At 49.0% G+C, this 19,121-nt stretch carries 17 protein-coding genes; 13 read left to right on the forward strand and 4 right to left on the reverse strand.

The annotated features are described in order from the left end of the window. The first annotated feature begins 34 nt into the window (after positions 1–34). From ADH68_RS07625 to ADH68_RS07675, 11 genes are all read left to right on the forward strand, one after another. On the forward strand, positions 35–1,132 hold the full coding sequence (locus ADH68_RS07625; protein ID WP_068961318.1) for an RluA family pseudouridine synthase: 1,098 nt from the start codon (positions 35–37) through the stop codon (positions 1,130–1,132). A 95-nt stretch (positions 1,133–1,227) separates the two neighbouring features. Beyond that, positions 1,228–2,433 carry an acyltransferase gene (locus tag ADH68_RS07630; RefSeq protein WP_232321373.1) on the forward strand — a complete coding sequence of 402 codons (1,206 nt, stop codon included), beginning with the start codon at positions 1,228–1,230 and terminating at the stop codon, positions 2,431–2,433. 65 nt (positions 2,434–2,498) lie between these two features. Beyond that, the gene (locus ADH68_RS07635; protein WP_084274088.1) at positions 2,499–3,725 is read left to right on the forward strand and encodes a metallophosphoesterase; all 1,227 of its coding nucleotides are present in this window, start codon (positions 2,499–2,501) and stop codon (positions 3,723–3,725) included. Between the two features lie 37 nt (positions 3,726–3,762). Further along, a complete protein-coding gene (locus ADH68_RS07640; protein WP_068961316.1) occupies positions 3,763–5,916 on the forward strand; it encodes a Tex family protein in 2,154 nt (717 codons plus the stop codon). Continuing rightward, positions 5,913–6,329, forward strand: a complete 417-nt coding sequence (locus ADH68_RS07645; RefSeq protein WP_068961315.1) for a 2-amino-4-hydroxy-6-hydroxymethyldihydropteridine diphosphokinase — start codon at positions 5,913–5,915, stop codon at positions 6,327–6,329. Before ADH68_RS07640 ends, ADH68_RS07645 begins: the two co-directional genes overlap by 4 nt. A gap of 8 nt (positions 6,330–6,337) precedes the next feature. After that, positions 6,338–7,576, forward strand: a complete 1,239-nt coding sequence (locus tag ADH68_RS07650; RefSeq protein WP_068961314.1) for a peptidase U32 family protein — start codon at positions 6,338–6,340, stop codon at positions 7,574–7,576. A gap of 41 nt (positions 7,577–7,617) precedes the next feature. Continuing rightward, positions 7,618–8,499: an aldose 1-epimerase family protein gene (locus tag ADH68_RS07655; protein WP_068961313.1), complete on the forward strand. Its 882-nt coding sequence runs from the start codon at positions 7,618–7,620 to the stop codon at positions 8,497–8,499. A gap of 84 nt (positions 8,500–8,583) precedes the next feature. Then, positions 8,584–8,985, forward strand: coding sequence for a putative periplasmic lipoprotein (locus ADH68_RS07660; RefSeq protein ID WP_068961312.1), 402 nt, complete (start codon positions 8,584–8,586; stop codon positions 8,983–8,985). Between the two features lie 12 nt (positions 8,986–8,997). Beyond that, a complete protein-coding gene (locus ADH68_RS07665) occupies positions 8,998–9,477 on the forward strand; it encodes a hypothetical protein (protein ID WP_128712348.1) in 480 nt (159 codons plus the stop codon). 23 nt (positions 9,478–9,500) lie between these two features. After that, entirely contained in the window at positions 9,501–9,863 is a 363-nt protein-coding gene (locus ADH68_RS07670; RefSeq protein ID WP_084274087.1) for a translation initiation factor, read from the forward strand. Then, positions 9,857–13,210: a UvrD-helicase domain-containing protein gene (locus ADH68_RS07675; RefSeq protein WP_068961310.1), complete on the forward strand. Its 3,354-nt coding sequence runs from the start codon at positions 9,857–9,859 to the stop codon at positions 13,208–13,210. The genes ADH68_RS07670 and ADH68_RS07675 overlap by 7 nt, the downstream gene beginning before the upstream one ends. 21 nt (positions 13,211–13,231) lie before the next feature. On the opposite strand, the gene ADH68_RS07680 is transcribed toward ADH68_RS07675, so the two are convergent. Then, on the reverse strand, positions 13,232–13,960 hold the full coding sequence (locus ADH68_RS07680) for a helix-turn-helix domain-containing protein (RefSeq protein ID WP_068961309.1): 729 nt from the start codon (positions 13,958–13,960) through the stop codon (positions 13,232–13,234). A gap of 260 nt (positions 13,961–14,220) precedes the next feature. Here ADH68_RS07680 and ADH68_RS07685 point away from each other — a divergent pair, with 260 nt between their 5' ends. Both ADH68_RS07685 and ADH68_RS07690 read left to right on the forward strand, forming a co-directional pair. Beyond that, the gene (locus ADH68_RS07685) at positions 14,221–15,273 is read left to right on the forward strand and encodes a hypothetical protein (RefSeq protein ID WP_128712349.1); all 1,053 of its coding nucleotides are present in this window, start codon (positions 14,221–14,223) and stop codon (positions 15,271–15,273) included. Between the two features lie 215 nt (positions 15,274–15,488). Continuing rightward, positions 15,489–15,878 carry a hypothetical protein gene (locus ADH68_RS07690; RefSeq protein ID WP_068961307.1) on the forward strand — a complete coding sequence of 130 codons (390 nt, stop codon included), beginning with the start codon at positions 15,489–15,491 and terminating at the stop codon, positions 15,876–15,878. A 141-nt stretch (positions 15,879–16,019) separates the two neighbouring features. On the opposite strand, the gene ADH68_RS07695 is transcribed toward ADH68_RS07690, so the two are convergent. The 3 genes from ADH68_RS07695 to folK form a co-directional block, all read right to left on the reverse strand. Next, positions 16,020–17,246, reverse strand: a complete 1,227-nt coding sequence (locus ADH68_RS07695; RefSeq protein ID WP_068960215.1) for a transposase — start codon at positions 17,244–17,246, stop codon at positions 16,020–16,022. A gap of 117 nt (positions 17,247–17,363) precedes the next feature. After that, positions 17,364–18,569, reverse strand: coding sequence for a sensor histidine kinase (locus ADH68_RS07700; protein WP_068961306.1), 1,206 nt, complete (start codon positions 18,567–18,569; stop codon positions 17,364–17,366). A gap of 52 nt (positions 18,570–18,621) precedes the next feature. Continuing rightward, the gene (gene folK / locus ADH68_RS07705; protein WP_068961305.1) at positions 18,622–19,104 is read right to left on the reverse strand and encodes a 2-amino-4-hydroxy-6-hydroxymethyldihydropteridine diphosphokinase; all 483 of its coding nucleotides are present in this window, start codon (positions 19,102–19,104) and stop codon (positions 18,622–18,624) included. Positions 19,105–19,121: the final 17 nt, after the last annotated feature.

Genomic DNA, 19,121 nt, shown 5'->3' on the forward strand with positions numbered 1-19,121 from the left:
CTGCCATCTGTAAGTGTATCTGTAAATTATCCCTATGATTTCTACTGACGATATAGAGAAGAACGTTGTCGACTATGTCCCTGACGAGTTGGTCGGGGCAGATTCTGCTGTAGACGGGGATGACGACGGTGGCGAACTTTACGAGCATTTCCGATTTGTAGCCGACAAGGGACAGGAATTATTACGTGTCGACAAATTTTTGGTAGCCCGTCTGCAGAAATCTTCCCGCAACCGCGTGCAGCAGGCTGCAGAGGCGGGTTGCATTCTTGTCAATGGCAAGGCTGTAAAGAGCAACTACAGGGTAAAACCGTTGGATGTGGTGCAGGTGGTAATGGACCGTCCACGCTACGAGTTTGAGATTATCGCCGAGGACATTCCGCTTGATATTGTATATGAGGATGACGATTTGCTGGTGGTTAACAAACCGGCAGGACTTGTCGTGCATCCCGGGCATGGGAATTACCACGGCACTCTTGTCAATGCGCTGGCATGGCATTTCCGTAATACTCCGGATTATGATGTCGACGATCCTCGTATGGGGCTTGTGCACCGTATCGATAAGGACACATCCGGCCTGCTTGTCGTGGCCAAGACTCCCGATGCAAAGACAGCGCTCGGACGCCAGTTTTTCGAGAAAACTACCAAACGCGAGTACATGGCAGTGGTATGGGGCGCTCCCGATCCGGCCGACGGACGTATAGAAGGAAATATAGGGCGTAATCCGAAAGACCGTCTGCAGATGGCTGTTTTTCCCGACGGCGACCAGGGAAAGCATGCCGTGACGCATTATTACACCCAACAGACTCTGGCCTATGTGAGTGTGGTGAAATGCGTCCTTGAGACAGGCCGGACTCATCAGATACGTGTGCATATGAAGCATATCGGACATCCTCTGTTTAATGATGCCCGATATGGAGGCGATGCAGTGCTTAGGGGTGTGGGAAGCGGCAGCTACCGTCAGTTTGTGGCACACTGCCGCGAGTTATGTCCCCGACAGGCTCTCCATGCGCGTACTCTCGGATTTGTGCATCCGCGCACCGGCCAAGAGATGTTTTTTTCCGCACCTTTGCCTTCCGACATGGAAGCGTTGATAAAGCGCTGGGCCGATTATGCCGGCGGATTAAGTGTGTAAATTGCTAAATGTAGTTAATAGATAAGAACTTATATCAGAACAATAAGTGATATTTGCTATCTTTGAGAATCGTAACTTTTCAGTAGACTAAGATTATGGCAGATGAATTGACAATGGATACCAGGCAGTTTGACGAAATTGCACCGTACTCCGATGATATATTCCATGAAAAAATGGCCGGGTTGATAAAGGAACCCGGATTTGAGCATGCTGTGAAGTGGGTGCTCCCGGAGATTGATTTCAATGATTTCTGCAATGGATTGCTTGAAGTCAAAGACAAGACCACCTTCCAGCGCAAGATTATGTGGCCCTTTCTTGAGATGCTTGCATCCAAGACAACATCCGGAATCACAATATCCGGTCTCGACAAAATCGATAAGACAAAAGCATATACCTTTATAACAAATCACAGGGATATTGTACTGGATACGTCCTTCCTTAATCTCTGTTTCCTGCGTGCAGGCTATCCTACTACCGAGGTGGCTATAGGCGACAATCTGCTTATATATGCATGGATCAACGACCTTGTACGCCTTAACAAGAGTTTTATCGTTAAGCGTGATCTTCCGCGCGTGAAAGCCCTCGAGGCCGCGCAGCAACTGTCGGCATATATACACTATGCGATTACCGGCAAAAACCAGTCGGTATGGATTGCAGAGCGTCAGGGACGCAGCAAGGATTCGAGTGATATGGCTCAGGACAGTCTCATAAAGATGCTCGGTCTGGCTGGCGACAAGGATTTTATAGGCAATCTTGAGGAGGTAAACCTTTTGCCTGTAAGTATCTCTTATGAATATGATCCCAACGACTATCTGAAGGCGCGCGAGTTTCTGCTTCGCCGCAATGATCCGGACTTCAAGAAGACTCAGCGCGACGACCTTTTCGCCATGGAGACCGGCCTGCTCCAGCCTAAGGGTCGAGTACATTTCGAAGTAGGCAATCCTGTGAATGACGAATTGTCGCACATGGATCGCGCACTCGACAAGACTGCCGTGGCCCGGGATGTATGCCGTATAATAGACTGTGACATTCATTCAGGCTACAAAATCTTCCCGATTAACTATATCGCGTTCGACCAGCTTTACAACACCGACAAATGGGCCGATCGATATACCCGCCAGGAAGTTGTGGATTTCAACAATTATCTGCATGCGCAGATATTAAAGGTGGATATCCCCGAGCTGTCAGAGGCTGATACCCAGTTCCTCTATGAGATGATGCTTACTATGTATGCCAACCCGTTGAAGAACAGTATTATCGCCAACGATGTATGTCTTGATTCCGAATCCGATAATATATAAAGGCTCCTATATTCGGCTATACTGAAAATATCCTCTCCGTTTAACTATAATATTGTTATCTCCCGATGCGACTCCCTATATTACCGATGATAATCCTTATCGCTTTCAACCTTCTGGTCGACGGATATATATGGAGTGTGTTGCGTCGAGTGGTATGCAACCGTCGTGTCTCAAAGGCATATGCGGTCTCATCGCTGTTGCTTATACTTTATGCAGTGGTGATTGTGGCTCTTCCGCGGAGGCGCGGAGGAGATTCTCTGCTGTTGGCCGACATGTGGATGCTCTACAGCTATTTTACCATCTACGTGCCAAAACTGGTATTTGCGCTTTTCAGCCTGTCGGCCATGCTGCCAATGCTGTGGAAGAGGCATATCTCCCGACCGTTGTTACTGACAGGTACTGTTGTGGCAGTTCTAACATTTGTTGTAATGTGGTGGGGGGCACTGGTCAATCGTACAAGGTGCCAGGTAAAAGAGATTACTCTATGTTTTGACCGACTTCCAGAGGCGTTCGATGGATACCGTATGGTACAGTTTTCTGATTTCCATGTCGGCACCTATGGCTCCGACACTACCTTTGTGTCTGAAGTAGTCAATACCATCAACGGCCTGAACCCGGATGTGATATTCTTTACAGGCGATATCGTAAACCGCCGTACCGATGAACTTCCGCCTTTTACCGCTACATTGAGCCGGCTTTCAGCTCCCGACGGAGTTATATCTATACTTGGCAATCATGATTACGGCGATTATAGCGAATGGCCGTCGGCGCAAGCCAAAGCCGATAATCTCACCCGTATGCATGCCTTGCAGGCCGACATGGGCTGGAGTCTGTTGCTTAACTCTTCTGAAATACTCAAGCGTGGCGGCGACTCTATAGCTGTAGTAGGCGTTGAAAACTGGGGAGACCCACCATTCAGTGTATACGGCGATCTAGGAAAAGCATATCCGGCTCTCGGCGATTCGGTATTCAAGATATTGCTTACACACAATCCGGCACATTGGGTCGAGGAAGTCGCCTCATGCGATTCTGTTGAGATTCCCTTGTCGTTATCCGGTCATACCCATGCCATGCAGATTGAGGTTGGCGGATGGTCGCCCGCCAAATATCGCTATCCGACATGGGGTGGTTTGTATTCCGATTCCGACGGAAGCCATATGCTCTATGTCAACATCGGCGTAGGCGCTGTGGCTCTTCCGATGCGTATCGGAGCCACTCCTGAAATCACCCTCATAACTTTGCGGCGCTGCCAGGCAGAGTCGGCCACCTCATCGCAGACAATTATAAAATAATCATATAGCATCTTATTCTCAGACTCTTACATAATCGATGAACAGCGAGTTTGTATCTATCATTGCCGAGGAACTGAGCATCCCGCGCAAATCGGTAAATGCCACCGTAAAATTGCTCGAAGACGGAGCCACCATACCATTTATCAGCCGTTACCGCAAAGAAGCTACCGGCGCGCTTGACGAAAATGCCATACATAATATCGAGCGCCGTTACCGCTCTCTCGAAGCTCTTGAAAAACGTAAGGAAGCAATATTGGCCTCAATGGAGGAGCAGGGAAAACTTACTGACGATTTACGCAGACGCATCGAGGACACCCGTGAGGCCTCTACTCTCGAGGATATATACATGCCTTTCCGTCCCAAACGCCGCACGAGGGCTATGATTGCAGCTGAGAAAGGTCTGGAGCCGTTGGCCCGTATGATTATGTCGCAGAATCTCGATTCGCTCGACAAGGCTGTCAAAAAATTCATCAAAGGCGACGTGGCCGATGCCGAGGCGGCTGTCGGCGGTGCTTCTGATATTATAGCCGAGTGGATAAGCGACAGCGAGAAAGCGCGTTCGATAGTACGTGCCCGCTATATGCGCAATGCCGTGATTACCTCAAAGGTGATGTCCGGTAAGGAAGAGGAAGGCCGCACATATGAGAATTACTTCGACTACACCTCTCCACTGCGTTTGTGCACCTCACATCGTCTGCTTGCAGTGCTTCGTGGACAGAAAGAGGGGATATTGAAGGTGAATGTGTCGATTGACGACGATGAGATGATTGAGCGTCTTACTCGTATGTTTCTTCGTTCGACAGCCTCTGACGAAGTGGCTGCTGTGATTCGTTCTACTGTCCGTGACTCATACCGCAGGCTGATAAAGCCTTCGATTGAGACTGAGATTATGAATGCCGCCAAGGGCAAGGCCGACGATAGCGCGATTGCGATATTCGCCGACAATGTTCGTCAGGTGCTGATGGGCTCTCCGCTTGTCGGAAAACGAGTGCTTGCCGTGGATCCCGGCTTTAAGAATGGGTGCAAGATTGCCGCTCTCGATTCTCAGGGTAATGTTCTGTGTACCGACCAGATATTCCCCAATGCTCCGGTCAACGATTTTCATGGAGCTGCATTCAAGGTTTGCTCTATTGTCGACCGCTTTGAAATCGATGCCATAGCTCTTGGAAACGGCACTGCCTCACGAGAGACTGAAAATTTCCTTAACCAGTTGCGTTATCCGCGGCCGGTACGTATATATATCGTAAACGAGAGTGGTGCGTCGATTTACTCTACGTCGGAGGTCGGTGTGCGCGAATTCCCCGATCTTAAGGACCTCGACCGTGGCGCCATATCCCTTGGACGTCGCCTGATTGACCCTATGGCCGAACTCGTGAAGATTGAGCCGAAGCATATTGGGGTCGGGCAGTACCAGCATGATGTAGACCAGACTAAATTGCGCGATGCGCTCGACTTTACTGTAGGAAGTTGTGTAAATGCCGTCGGGGTTAATGTCAACACGGCATCCCGCGAGCTACTGAGCTATGTCAGCGGCATCGGTCCGACTCTGGCCGCCAATATTGTAAGCTATCGCGCCGAGAATGGCGATTTTACATCACGCCGCGAGTTGCTCAATGTGTCGCGTATGGGAGAGAAGGCATTTCAGCAGTGTGCCGGATTTCTCCGTATTCCTGGCGCTCACAATATTCTTGACAATACCGGAGTGCATCCTGAGCGTTACGACCTGGTCGAGGCAATAGCTTCCGACCGTGGCACTACGGTTGATGCTCTTGTAAAGGACCCCAAGACCCTCCAGAACCTCGACTTGTCGCCATATGTTACCAAGGAAGTCGGACTTCCGACTCTTACCGACATCGTGCTCGAACTGGAGAAGCCTGGCCGTGACCCTCGTGCTGTAGATGAGGAGCCGGTAGAGTTTGATACCGGTATACATGATATCCGCGACCTTCATGCAGGTATGGAGCTGCAGGGTGTGGTCAACAACATAACCGCTTTCGGCTGTTTTGTCAATTTAGGTATTCATGAGAATGGACTAATCCATATTTCACAGCTTGCCGACAGGTTTGTGTCGTCGCCTCTTGAAGTAGTGCAGATGAATCAGAAAGTAAGGGTGCGCGTCATGGATGTCGATTATATGCGCGGACGCATTGCCCTTACGATGAAGGATGTTTCGCAACTGCCGCAGGCATGAGAGTTGACCTCCCCGATACGATGTGTATAGTGGGCGTTGGATCCAACAGTCCCGACCGTGCTGTAAGGGTAGCCGAGGCAATCGGCTGGCTTGGCCGCACGTTTTATCCTGCTCTCTTCTCGCCTGTTTACTCCACCCCTGAGTGGAGCGGAAGGTTTCCGGAGTATCTCAATGCTGTAGCCGCCGTAGGTGTCGCTCCTTATGTCGGATTTGATGAAGTCAACGCCTCGCTGAAACTTTATGAGCGCCGTTGCGGGCGTGTTCCTTCCGATAAGACAACCGGAATAGTACCCGTCGACCTTGATATTGTGGTATGGAGGGGTGAGGTATGTCGTGAGACGGAGTTTCAGCGGCCATATTTTTCAGAAGGCTACAATATGGTAGTCAAACAACTGGTATCAATGAAGAAATAATCATTAAGATGAACCGCAAGGATTTTGAAATAATGGCTCCTGTAGGGAGCTACGAGTCGCTGCATGCCGCCATTGACGCCGGTGCTGATGCCGTGTATTTCGGCATAGCCGGGCTCAATATGCGCTCGCGCTCTTCAATCAACTTTACTCTTGACGACCTGCGCTCTATTGCCGCGCTCTGTGCCGAACATGGCGTAAAGACCTATCTTACAGTCAATACAATTATATATGACTCTGATATCGATAGATGTCATGAAGTAATTGATGCCGCGCGCGAAGCCGGTATTACAGCGATTATCGCAAGTGATATTGCGGCGATAGTCTATGCGCGCTCAGTCGGAGTCGAGGTGCATATATCCACACAGTGCAATATCTCAAACATTGAGGCTGTGCGCTTCTATTCGCAGTGGGCCGATGTGGTGGTGCTCGCTCGAGAGCTCAATATGGAGCAGGTGGCTGCCATCCACAAGGCTATTGTTTCAGATGACATACGTGGTCCAAAGGGCGAATTGGTTAAAATCGAGATGTTCTGTCATGGTGCTCTTTGCATGGCCGTCAGTGGCAAGTGCTATCTGAGCCTTCATGAGATGAACTCAAGTGCAAACCGCGGCGCATGCACCCAGATATGCCGTCGTGGCTATACGGTGCGCGACCGGGAGACCGGCGATGAACTTGAGGTAGACAATAAGTATATCATGTCGCCCAAGGATTTGAAGACAATCCACTTTCTCAACAAGATGATTGATGCCGGAGTGAGTGTGTTCAAGATAGAGGGACGCGCACGTGGTCCTGAGTATGTGAAGATTGCGGTCGAATGCTACGATGAGGCATTGAAAGCTATTGCCGACGGCACATACTCCGACGAGCTTGTCGCCGGATGGGACGAGCGTCTTAGCCGTATCTTCAACCGTGGATTCTGGAACGGATATTATCTGGGACAACGTCTCGGCGAGTGGTCATCGAAGTATGGTTCGTCGGCTACACGCACAAAGGTATATGCGGCAAAGGGCATACGTTATTTCTCTAAACTTGGGGTGGCAGAGTTCCTGATGGAGGCGGGCGAGCTGCATGTCGGCGACGAGATTGTGATTACCGGTCCTACTACCGGGGCCATGATTATCAAGGTAGAGGAGATACGAGTCAATCTCAAGCCGGTGGAGAAGGCCGTCAAAGGTGATAGCTTCTCAATTCCGGTTCCGTCAAAGGTGCGTCCTTCCGACAGGCTTTACCGTTGGCAGGAAGTGTAGTTTTTTCGTATATTTGCGGAAATGTAATATTCAATACATAAATGAAACAGACTTTATCCAACGACTTGCTTACAGTGACAATCGATGCATTTGGCGCCGAGTTACAGGAAATAGTCAACAAACGTACCGGCTGGCAGTATCTTTGGCACGGCGACAAGACATTCTGGGGCCGGCGCTCACCCGTGCTTTTCCCGATAGTAGGGTCGGTATGGGACGGATGCTATCGCATGGACGGCAAAGAATTCAGGCTTGGGCAGCATGGCTTCGCGCGCGACAGAGAGTTCGAAATCATAACCGATACTCCCGACGATGAGGCTTGGTTTTCACTCGAATCCGATGACAGCACCCTGGCGTTGTATCCCCGTCGTTTTCGTCTGGAGATTGGCTACCGACTGCAGGAAGCAAGGCTGACAGTGATGTGGCGTGTCATAAATCTTGATGACAGGGAGATGAGTTTCCAAATAGGCGCACATCCGGCCTTCAACTATCCCGGCTTCAATGTCGCGGACGATGTGCACGGATATTTTTGCTTTGACAGCCGTAGTCTTGAGAAGCAGGTGATTGAAGAGAAAGGGTGCATCGGAAATGCTACCGAGCCTGTAGCGCTTGACGAGGACGGAATGCTCCCGGTCATGAGCGATACATTCCGCAACGACGCCATAGTGCTGGCCGACCATCAGGTGCATAGAGTGTCGATGCTTGACAAGAACCGCGCGCCATATCTGTCGGTACTTTTCCAGGCTCCCCTTGTCGGGCTTTGGTCTCCATCCGCGCAGGCTCCTTTCGCGTGTATTGAGCCATGGTGGGGCAGATGTGACCGTGTGGGCTTCTCCGGTGATTTTTCTGAGCGCGATTATGTCAACAAAATTGCACCGGGCGAAACATTCTCTGTCTCTTATATGGTTATTTTCGATAACTTCTAATCTAACAGAACTGCTTGGCTAATTTACCACTCTTGCAAATTAGGCGAAAAACAGTAACTTTGTAGTTATCCAAACAACAATAAGATGAAGCGAATTCTGACTATGCTTATTGCAGCGATGCTGTTGTCGGCTTGCGGAGGTCTGTCAAGCAAAGAAAAACAGATAGTCGGACTGTATTATAATCCGGCTGTATCTGACCGGGAACCGGTATTTGAGCTAAACAGCGACGGGTCCAGTGTAATGAGAGCCATACGTCCCGATGTGCTGACTCTGTCGGTGAAAGGCACATGGCATATCGTCGGCGACACATTGGTCATACAACATAACCTCGCTACCGTCACTGCCGAGGGCGATACAGCTATTATCGGTACTGTCGCTCCCGTTTTTAAGGCAATTGTGACTGACCATACCGACTACACTATGACACTTGACCGCGATGGCATTGAATATGAGTTCATAAAGAGAAATGCCGTTGCCGGCGAGTAATTGATATGAGTTATGAGAATACACCTGAATAAACACATTTCCATTATCCGTGTCAGGGCTTGTGTGCTTGCATGCGCGGTCGCTGCCGGAATGACAGCCGCATCATGTTCGTCGCCTTCTGTCTCAGAGCAGAAAGATGATCTTGAACAGGCTCAGGCCCTTATTGAGCGCTTGGATTACCGTAGCGCACAGAGTATATGCGACGAGATAAGGCAATACCAGACCAAAGGCGACGCACGCGATGCCAAGGTGCTCGGGCGGTTGTCGATACTTTATGTGAAACTGTCGGATGCCGGCGGACATGAGGAAAATATCGAGTATGCCTACCAGTGTTTTCTTGAAGCCTACTCTGCCGACAGCATTGCAGCGAATGAATATTACAGCTCGTTGAGCATAGACGAGATGCCACAAGGGATGCTTCTTGCCGGAATTGTGCGTAATACAATAAGAATTCCGGATATGGAAGAGTCCGACTCTGTAGCCATTAAATAAAGGAATAAACACAATATAGACCGATGGAAGTAGATTTCCGCGATACTTTGCGCGCGTTGCTTGATAATGGCGGCATGCCTGTTGAGGAGGCTGTCGGGTGCGAACCCGATGCTGTTTCACAGGCTTCCGGGAAAGAATATATGTCGAAGGCTCGTCTGGATATCTTTTTTGAGAAGAAAGGGCGTGGTGGAAAGAAAGCTACAATTATAGCCGGTTTCCCCGACGGGATGGATGATGACGATATCGCTGCGCTTGCTTCCGGCCTCAAGCAGAAACTCGGAGCAGGAGGCTCGGCCAGAGGTGGCGAGATACTTATACAGGGTGATCTCCGTGCTGACCTGAAAAAGGCTCTTGAAGAATTAGGCTGGAAAGTGAGAGTATGCTGAAGATACATAAAGCCTCGGCCGGCTCCGGAAAGACATTTACACTGACAAAAAGCTATATCAAGCTGCTTCTTGGCGAAAAGCGTCAAGACGGTTCATACCGACTGTCGGACGGGATTAACCGTCATCGTTCGATTCTTGCCATTACATTTACCAATAAGGCTACCGAGGAGATGAAGGCCCGTATCGTCGGGCAACTCGCTCTGTTGGCCAACCCCAATGGAAAGAGTCCCTATCGCAGTGATTTGTGTGCGGAGCTTAAGTGTTCCCCTTCCGACCTTAGCGAGCATGCGTGTAAGGCGCTAAACGCTTTACTTATCGACTTCGGCAACTTCAATATAAGCACCATCGACGCTTTTTTCCAGATGGTGTTGCGCACATTTGCACGTGAAGCTAACTTATCAGGCAACTATGAGGTAGAGCTCGACGAGACTCAGGCGGTGTATATGGGCGTTAACGCGATGTTATCATCGCTCAATTCCTCCGACGGCAGTAAGATTGAGGCTTCCCGTCGCCGTCAGCTCATGGTATGGCTCAGGCAGTATATGCTGCAGAAACTTGATGAGGGCAATTCGTTCAATATATTCGTACGCAACAGCAAGATAACCGGCGACCTTGTAGAATACATCAAAAAGTCGCTGAATGAGACATATAAGCTCAACCGGGCGACAATAGTCGGATATCTGGAAGAGCCGGAACGAATCATGCGGTTCAGCGCGGCTATAAACCGTGCGTACGAGCGTCGGCGCAAGCGGTTGGCGGATGAGGCCGATGCAACTGTCAGGCTGCTTAGTGACAACGATGTGCTGAAAGGCGTGCATAAGAATGTAAGCACACCATTCTCCAATTGGGCCAAGGGTGAGATCGATGTCAGGAAAGACCTTACGGCCACTGTTAAAAAGGCTGCTGTCGATCCGTTGGCATATTTCACTAAAGACTATAAAAATACCCCTTCCGACCTTGTAGGCGCTGTGGGACAACTTGCTTCCTATGCGGTAGAGGTGTGGGATGAAATGCGAGCGTTCCAGGTTCTGAGATCCAACATATTCCATATGGGGATTATCGGTGAGGTGGAGCGACACACTGCAGAGGTGCAGCGTGAGAATAATGCCATTCTGCTGGGAGACACTGGCACCATACTGAATACTATAATAAACCAGGAAGAAGCACCTTTTATATATGAGCGTCTCGGCATAAGGCTGCGCAATTTCCTTATCGACGAGTTCCAGGATACGTCGAGGATACAATGGCTTAATCTCAGTCCGCTTGTAAGGGAGTCGCTTGCCACGGGCAACGACAATCTGATAATAGGCGACGAAAAGCAGGCCATCTACCGTTTCCGCAACTCCGACCCCTCGCTCATAATCAAGGATGTGCCGGAGGAGTTTGCACAGCAATGTGAGATGCATGGCCATGTGATATCCGAGAATACCAACTGGCGTAGTGCCCGCGAGATAGTGCAGTTCAACAACACGGTATTCATATCTCTTGCACGCCAGCTCGGGTTGGGCGCCATATATGCCAATGTCGTACAGAATGTGCAGCATACCGATGTGGCGGGTTATGTCGAATTCGCCTCATACAGCGACGCCGACGAGAGTCTCGACCGGATGATAGAGCATATACTCCGACAGCTTGAGGATGGATATAGGCAGAGAGACATCGCGGTGCTATGTGCCAGGCGCAGTGAATGTGCCGAGGTGGTGGCGCGCTTGCTTCGTGCCAAGGCGGAGAATGGCGATGGGCCGCTCGCCGACCTGCAGATTATAACCGACGAAGCTCTGGTTGTAGGCAATGCACCTTCTATAAGACAGATTGTAGGAGTGTTGCGCTACGTCGATGCCCATGTCGTGCTGTCGCATAAGAAGGGCGCTGACACTACCGCCGCCGAGATTATCAATCGCTTTGAGTTCTTCAGGGCTATGGGGCATTCCGGAACCGAGGCGATGCGCATGGCTTTCTCCGATGAAGGCGCCGAGGCCGACCGTGCTGCGCTTGAGGCTGCGGAAATGGAGTGTACCAATGTGCCGTCGATTGTAGAGCGTGTGGTGGCGCGATGCCTTAGTCCGGAGACATGCCGAGACGAGAATCTTTATATCACGGCATTTCAGGATATGGTCATCGACTTCTGTTCGCATGGAGATGCCGACCTGCATTCGTTCATGAAATGGTGGGACGAAAAAGGGTGCGCCCGCAGTCTTGCCGTACCTGAGGGTGTCGACGGTATAAGGGTAATGACCATACACAAGTCCAAAGGCTTGGAGTTTGCCTGTGTGCATGTGCCGTTGCTATCCGGTTCGTTGAGTTCGCCTGACAATATGATGTGGGTGTCGACACACTGTCCCGACTCTGAAAAGTTGTTGCCTTTGTTCTGTGGCCCGGAATTTGATAAGGACGATGTGCCTCCTATGATTCCGTTGAAGGCTAACACCGTAGGAAAGATATCCCTCTTCTCCAGCCAGTATGATGAGGCGGTGTATGACGAGGTTATCGACCGTCTCAATCAGGTGTATGTGGCCTTTACACGCGCATCCCGCGAGCTGATTGTAGGATATCAGGAGGGGGCGTCGGAGATTTCCGACAGGCTGGAGGCCGCATTCGCTGAAATGACTACTGAGATGTGTGCGTCGGTCGCGGAGCAGCGGTCGTTGCCGGATGGTACGCTTGTGCCTCTTAGCGATAAGACTGTGCGAGTTGTTGAGGAGCACGATGGTGTGGAAGAGGAACGCGAGGTGCTGAAGATAGGCTCACAGGTGTTTTCGGGAGACAGGAATGACAACCGCGGTGAAATGTTGGAAATGCCGTCATATTATAGTCTTGACAATGAGGAGATATGGTCGATGAACCGCATCGAGGATATGGCCGACATGGAGCGTCCGCGTCAGCGCGGCATAGTGCTCCATTCGGTAATGGGATATGTGCGCCATGCCTCCGATATTGACCGGGCAGTGTTGCGTGCCAATATGCGTGGCATTCTTCCTCATGTAGAGATGGATGAGATTGCCGCTATACTGCGTGAGGCATTGGCCGACAGTAGGGTGAGGCGATGGTTTGAAGGCTATCGCAAACTGTTGCGTGAGCGTACGCTCGCCATTCGGTATGAGGAGCGCGACCGCACTACCGGTGAAAAGACCGGCGAGGAAGTAATCCGCCATTACCGTCCCGACCGTGTGGTATGGACTGCCGACGGTGCGATCGAGGTGGTTGACTACAAGTTTGGTGACGAGGAGTCGTCGCGTTATGTGCGACAGGTGCGCGGCTACATGAATCTTTTGCGCCGCGCCTACAAAGGCACGACCGTGCGCGGCTACCTGTGGTATCCTCTTTCGGGCAACATCATCACCTGTTGAGCAGCATAGGTTTACGTGGCGCTATATGTTGTCGGATGCGGTGGCTTCGTCAGGCGTGTAGTCGTCATAGGTGCAATCTCTGAGCTTGCGCATGAGACGGAGCTTGCGTTGACGCAGTGTCCCGGGTGTTATACCGATAAGCGTTGCTATTGCCGCATTTGTAAGGCCTGATGTAAGCAGATGGTAAAGAATCATATCATCATCTGTGAGCATTGTGCGGTAGACAGTGATGTCATTACGACACAGTAGTATGAAGTGTAGCAGGCTATCGCGTTCATCCTGATTGAGGGGATGTACTTTTTCGGTTGTTTTACATGAGTTTTTATTGTCTGCTCCGATGGCGCTCTTAGGGGTTTGCATGCATTGCAGCGCGTTTATCTTAGGCCACGCCTTGCAGTCATGATATAGTGCTGATGTGAGTCGGTCAATCGTGCTTTTAAGTTGCTCGATAGTTTCTTCTTTGTTGGTAATATCGTTGCAAAGGGTATCTATCCGGTCATTGCCCTGTCGGATGATATCGGTGTAGACCGGCGAACGCATATGTGCAAGCTCCCGGTTCTTGCGCTTTAGCTCCAGTTCCCGATGTGAATGGATAATAAGTAGAAACATCAGAATGGCTATTACGACAATCAGGAATATCGTTAGCATCGATACTCCTCTAAGGATGTCTCCTGTAGGGCCGCTTTGCTCAAAAATCAGATTGAACATGCTGGCGCATTCAATAGCCGCAAGCGATAGTATGGCATTCATGTATTGTAGGCATCAAGGGTAATTCCAATGCGAATATACGAAATTTTATGGTACGTGGAGATTTTATTGATGAATTATTGCGTTACATATTGGTTGAATATTCAAAGTCGTTTGTGAATTATTATATTGATTATCAATATGATTTTGTGTGATAAAGAAAAATGTAACGTTACAAATTTGGGTTTCATCATTTTGATGTCATATCTTTGCTACCGTCGATGGCCATCGCATTTAATCTTAACCATATTAAATCTTTAGCAATGAAAAAAGTAATTTTCATTTTAATGTTCTTTGGAATCCTGTTTGCCATGTGTGCTTGCCAGGATAGTCACGAACCATTTGCGATGGACGCAAATGTAACATGTGTTGATAATGAATCAGTGGCCATTGATAATTTGATTAATTCGTTAGATAGTCTTAACAGTCATTATCAAATGTACGCTTGTACTATATCAAGAAGCGGTGATAACCTACAACAGCAAGAGCAACCTCCTCTCGATTCATTACATTTAATTCCATCATGGGTTGATGAAGCCGGAACATGTTGGGCCTCTTTAGGTGGCGGTATTACTGGGGAGATTCTTGGTACTGTGGTAGGAGGCCCAGCAACAGGAACACTTCTTTCTTGGTTACTCGGAACTGCATATGGGTGTGTTTTTGGAACAGTTACATCTTCGATTGCTCAATATCTATATGATTGCTCTGGATTAGCAATGGTAACAAATCCGGGTTATATTTATTTCCCGAAGTTGAATCTTCCTGTTTTAGGAAGTGATTGTTGTGGAGATAGATTTAAAGAATATTATAATGCAGTACAGTTTGATCATAATAAGGTTTTGAATGAAATTCGAAGTGAAATAGAGGTAAAGGAAGATCCGACTGTAGATGACTTAATAATTATTCTTCAGATGTGTGTTGATAAGTATAATACATCTGCTCCTGATTCCTTAAAAATTAGTATATCATCTGAATTACAAAATACTGGTATTTCCTATGCAACTAAATTGGCTCATATGTCGATGACTGCTCTTTCTGGCGAAATGTCATATACTCAGTTTGTTGATAGTACTTGCTCTATGCTTCAAAAAGAATGTAATGTTAGTTCAGAAAGAATTAAAATTATTAAAGATTTTAATTCTCAGGTTCATGCTCAATATGGTATGTTGCCTGAGGCAATGAAGTCATCTTATGCGACAGATATCGTTGAACTTGTTCAAAATAGTACTCTTCCTGTTGAATTAAAGGATGATGTTTTGTTTGATGTTATGTTTGGAATGAACAGTGCAGACTATTGGATAGAGGTTATAGAATAATGTATAATTTTCAATGGTAACTACTCAGGTATCTGATCATGTATAAGTGTATGATTATCAGGTGCGACAATTTGTAAGTTCATAGAATTTACAAATTGTCGGGGTACTTTTACAAACATTGCCATTCTCAATAATCTAATATTCATACGATTTGAATACCTGAGTAGTTACTAATACGACAGATAACATTATAGAAATATAATTACCGTTATAAAATGTTTGAATTAATCAGAAATTGGATGATGTTGTGTGGGGCTACCCTTATTGGCTATGACATGTTGAAGTATGTGGCTTACATAGGGGACTCGCTTGAGGAGGAGGTGCTGCGTTCAGCCGGCTTTCTGCTGATATGCGTGATAGCGGGGCTTGGAGAAGTTTTTTCTGTTGGAAACGGCAAGCCGAGTGTATTTGATATACGTGTGTTCCGGGTGCCTTATTCTATGCGTGCGGTTATCGTGGAGAGTGTAGCTGCCGTGTATATGGGGTATCTTGCGTGGATGGCTGTCAGATTTGGCGAGGTTCCGAGGATAATCGGTTTTGCCATGCTGTCGGTGGTGTTAGCGGTAGATGCCATGGTGCGTCGGCGACGCATTAGTGATAAGTGACGGTCATGATGAGGCTGCATTCTGGCGGCTGTCCATTGTCCTGTTCGGGAAAATATGCGGACAGTATATGGCAAATGGAGGATTATTGTCAATACCTCTACGCACAATGATTCGGTAAAATTTGAGGTTGTTCAGCCTTGGCTAAGCCGCTAACTGAGCCAATCGATGATTTATTTTCTGAATTATTTTGAGATGCGGAGATTTTCCGCAAGTCGAAATAATTGTTGAGGCGAGATAAGATTCAAACATAAGCCGCTTGAACTGCGCTACCGAAAGATCCGGATAATCCTTCCTTATGACCTCTTTGCAGACATTGAGGGCTGTGAAGGAAAGATTGAACGCAAAGTCAAGCCGGGCTTTGTCGCGGGTCTGCTGTGACTGAAGTCCGGTGAACTGCTTGGCATCGCGTATGCCGAACTCAATCTGAAAGCGGGTGCGGTAGAAACCGATGATCTTTTCAGGCCTCATGTCGGTGTCGGTAGAGAAGTAAAGAAGAGACTCTCCGTTTTCAACCGGACAGACCACGATACGGATGTCGCGTTTCAATGCCCTCGAATGTACGACCGCCGTGTGACATCGGGTTTTGTTTCCTTTGGAATCCTCATATATGAATGAAGTGAACACGGACATATCAAGGTTGGAGAAATCCACTTTCTCTCCATACTTTTTCTTTCTGCCGCGTCTTCGCGGGGCGGAGGAATCCGGTATGGCCAGATACCTCAGATATGAATTGGCACGTAATCTCCCGACAAATCGGAATCCCATGCCAATCACTTCATTTACAAACTCATATTTGGAGAAAAATGCATCTGCGACCAGAATATCCGTCAGTGAAAGCAGCTCAGTAGCCTTTGACCTGACAAGTGCCACATACCAGTCAAGCATTGACATTTGTTTCTCGGATTCAAGAGTCCTGAAGTCCGGTGACTGGACAGCACCGAGCATCACGCATGTATGTTTACTCAGACTTATTGCTCCAATTGCCATTATCTCCAGACCGCGTTTCACACGTTGTGCCACCCCTGACCAGAAACGGCCTATGCCATACGTCAGTCTGCCTGCTTTTGAAATGAACGACGGATCGATTGCCACTGCCATGTCATCGGTCGGTCCAAAACAATCCTGCGCCATACCTATGTTGACTTTCATCCAGTCTACGGATGTCTTGAAATTGGAGGCAAAGGTCTTGGCTGTACGACCGCCATAGCGCGACAGCCGGGTAAAATTGACTTTGCCCGGAATCAACGCTACAGTGCGTATTGTTAAAATCAGCCAGTTGAGGAACCTTTTGCTCATCTTGGTTGTAGTATTTTCAAATACCGACTTACACCGAAAGGTGAAGTCTTTGAGAATCGCCAATACGTTCATACGCTAAGTTTTTTATAATGAACGATTTGGCGATTCATTTGTATTTGATAATTCGTTATATTAACTTAAGTTTCAACTACTTCGGTAATTTTTACCGAATCATTGTACGCAGTCAAGTCATACTTTTATGGGAAGTGACATAAGGGGTAGTTCGATGCGGAAAGTGGTGCCGCGACCGAGCTCGGAGGCGGCGACGTAGATGCGGCCGTGGTGGTATTGCTCTATGATGCGGCGGGCGAGGGCGAGACCGAGGCCCCAGCCGCGTTTCTTTGTTGTGTAGCCGGGGTTGAATATGGTCTTGAACCGATTGCGCGGGAGACCCTTTCCGGTGTCGGCGACTTCAATCCATGCGTTGCGGTCGGAGCGTCCGGTAGTGACGGTGATGGAGCCTTCGGCCTCCATGGCGTCGACGGCGTTTTTAATGAGATTTTCCATTACCCACTGGAAGAGTGAGTCGGATAGATCGACCATTAGCGGGCCGTGGCAGCAGTCAACAGTGAGGTGTATGCGCGACGAGATGCGTGTCGACATATATGATGCGGCATCGCTCACTACAGTGTTGAGGTTGGCAGGCTCGAGTGTGGGCTTTGAACCGACCTTCCCGAATCGTGAGGCTATGGTGGAGAGGCGTGTCACGTCCTTGTTCATCTCCTTTACCATGTCGGCGTCTACTCCAAGCGATTCGAGGAGTTCCATCCATGCCATGAGCGACGAGATGGGTGTGCCGAGCTGATGGGCTGTCTCTTTGGTCAGGCCTACCCACACCTTGTTTTGCTCAGCCTTTTTGGTAGAGATTACGGCAAAATATACGAGCACTACAAACACAAGCATCACCACTACCTGGATGTAAGGGTAGTAGCCGAGCATGCGGAGCAGCCGGCTGTCCTCGTAGTAGAGATACTGCGACTCTCCGCCGGGTATGTCGATCACAATCTTTTTGGATGTGTTGCGCAGGGCGTTGAGGCGATTGTTGAGGAATGCCTGGTTGACCGGGGATATGTATAGCGGGTCGAGTGTGTCGGGGGGCTCAGGCAGGTCAAAGTTGCGCTGGTCGAGTATGTTGCCTTCGTCGTCGGTGAGCAGCACGGGTATATTGCGGTTGCTCTGGATTATGCTCAGAAGAAAGTCGATGTTGTCGGATGCCGCATCTGGGTTTGCAATCTCTCGGGTAGCATCGGCCCATATCTCCATCCGCTGGCGCTCCTGTTCGGCGAGTTTCTTGACAATATTGTCGGATATGCACAGAAATAGTACGGCGAGCCCCACTGCGATGAGCAGGAATACCACAGTGCCGTAGCGGCGCATGTCGTAGATATTGGCCATGATTTTATAACGGTGGATGGTGACAGTATATTATAGGATTTGTTTAGACAATCTATAGTTGATGTAACATGTCGGCCGGGGTCAGACCGGTGACAGGGTGGGTCCATTCCGGTGCGAGCCGTAGCATCGGGAGCAGTACGAATTCGCGCAGGTGCATGCGCGGGTGGGGGAGTGTCAGGCTATTGCCGGCGGGTGTAAGGGTCATATCGATTGCTGTATCGCCATAGGCTATGAGGTCTATGTCGATGAGTCTGTCGGCATAGCTTCCGTCGGGCTTTCGGTGAGATGCAGGAGATATATAGCGCTCGATTGAGAGCAGAACGTCGAGGAGAGCTTCCGGAGAGAGGCGCGTGTCGAACACAAGACCGATATTGAGGTAGGGTGAGTCGGAGTTGTATCCCCATGGCTCTGACTCTATGGCAGAGCTGAGCTGAGGCTTGACGTTGAGTGTATCAGCAATCAGGGCGACCGCACGAGCGATATTGGCCCGTCGGTCGCCCTGATTGCTGCCTATGTTGATGTAGGCTGTGGGCATTATTGGAAATATTTTCC

It is taken from the genome of Muribaculum intestinale, assembly GCF_002201515.1.
GTDB lineage: Bacteria > Bacteroidota > Bacteroidia > Bacteroidales > Muribaculaceae > Muribaculum > Muribaculum intestinale.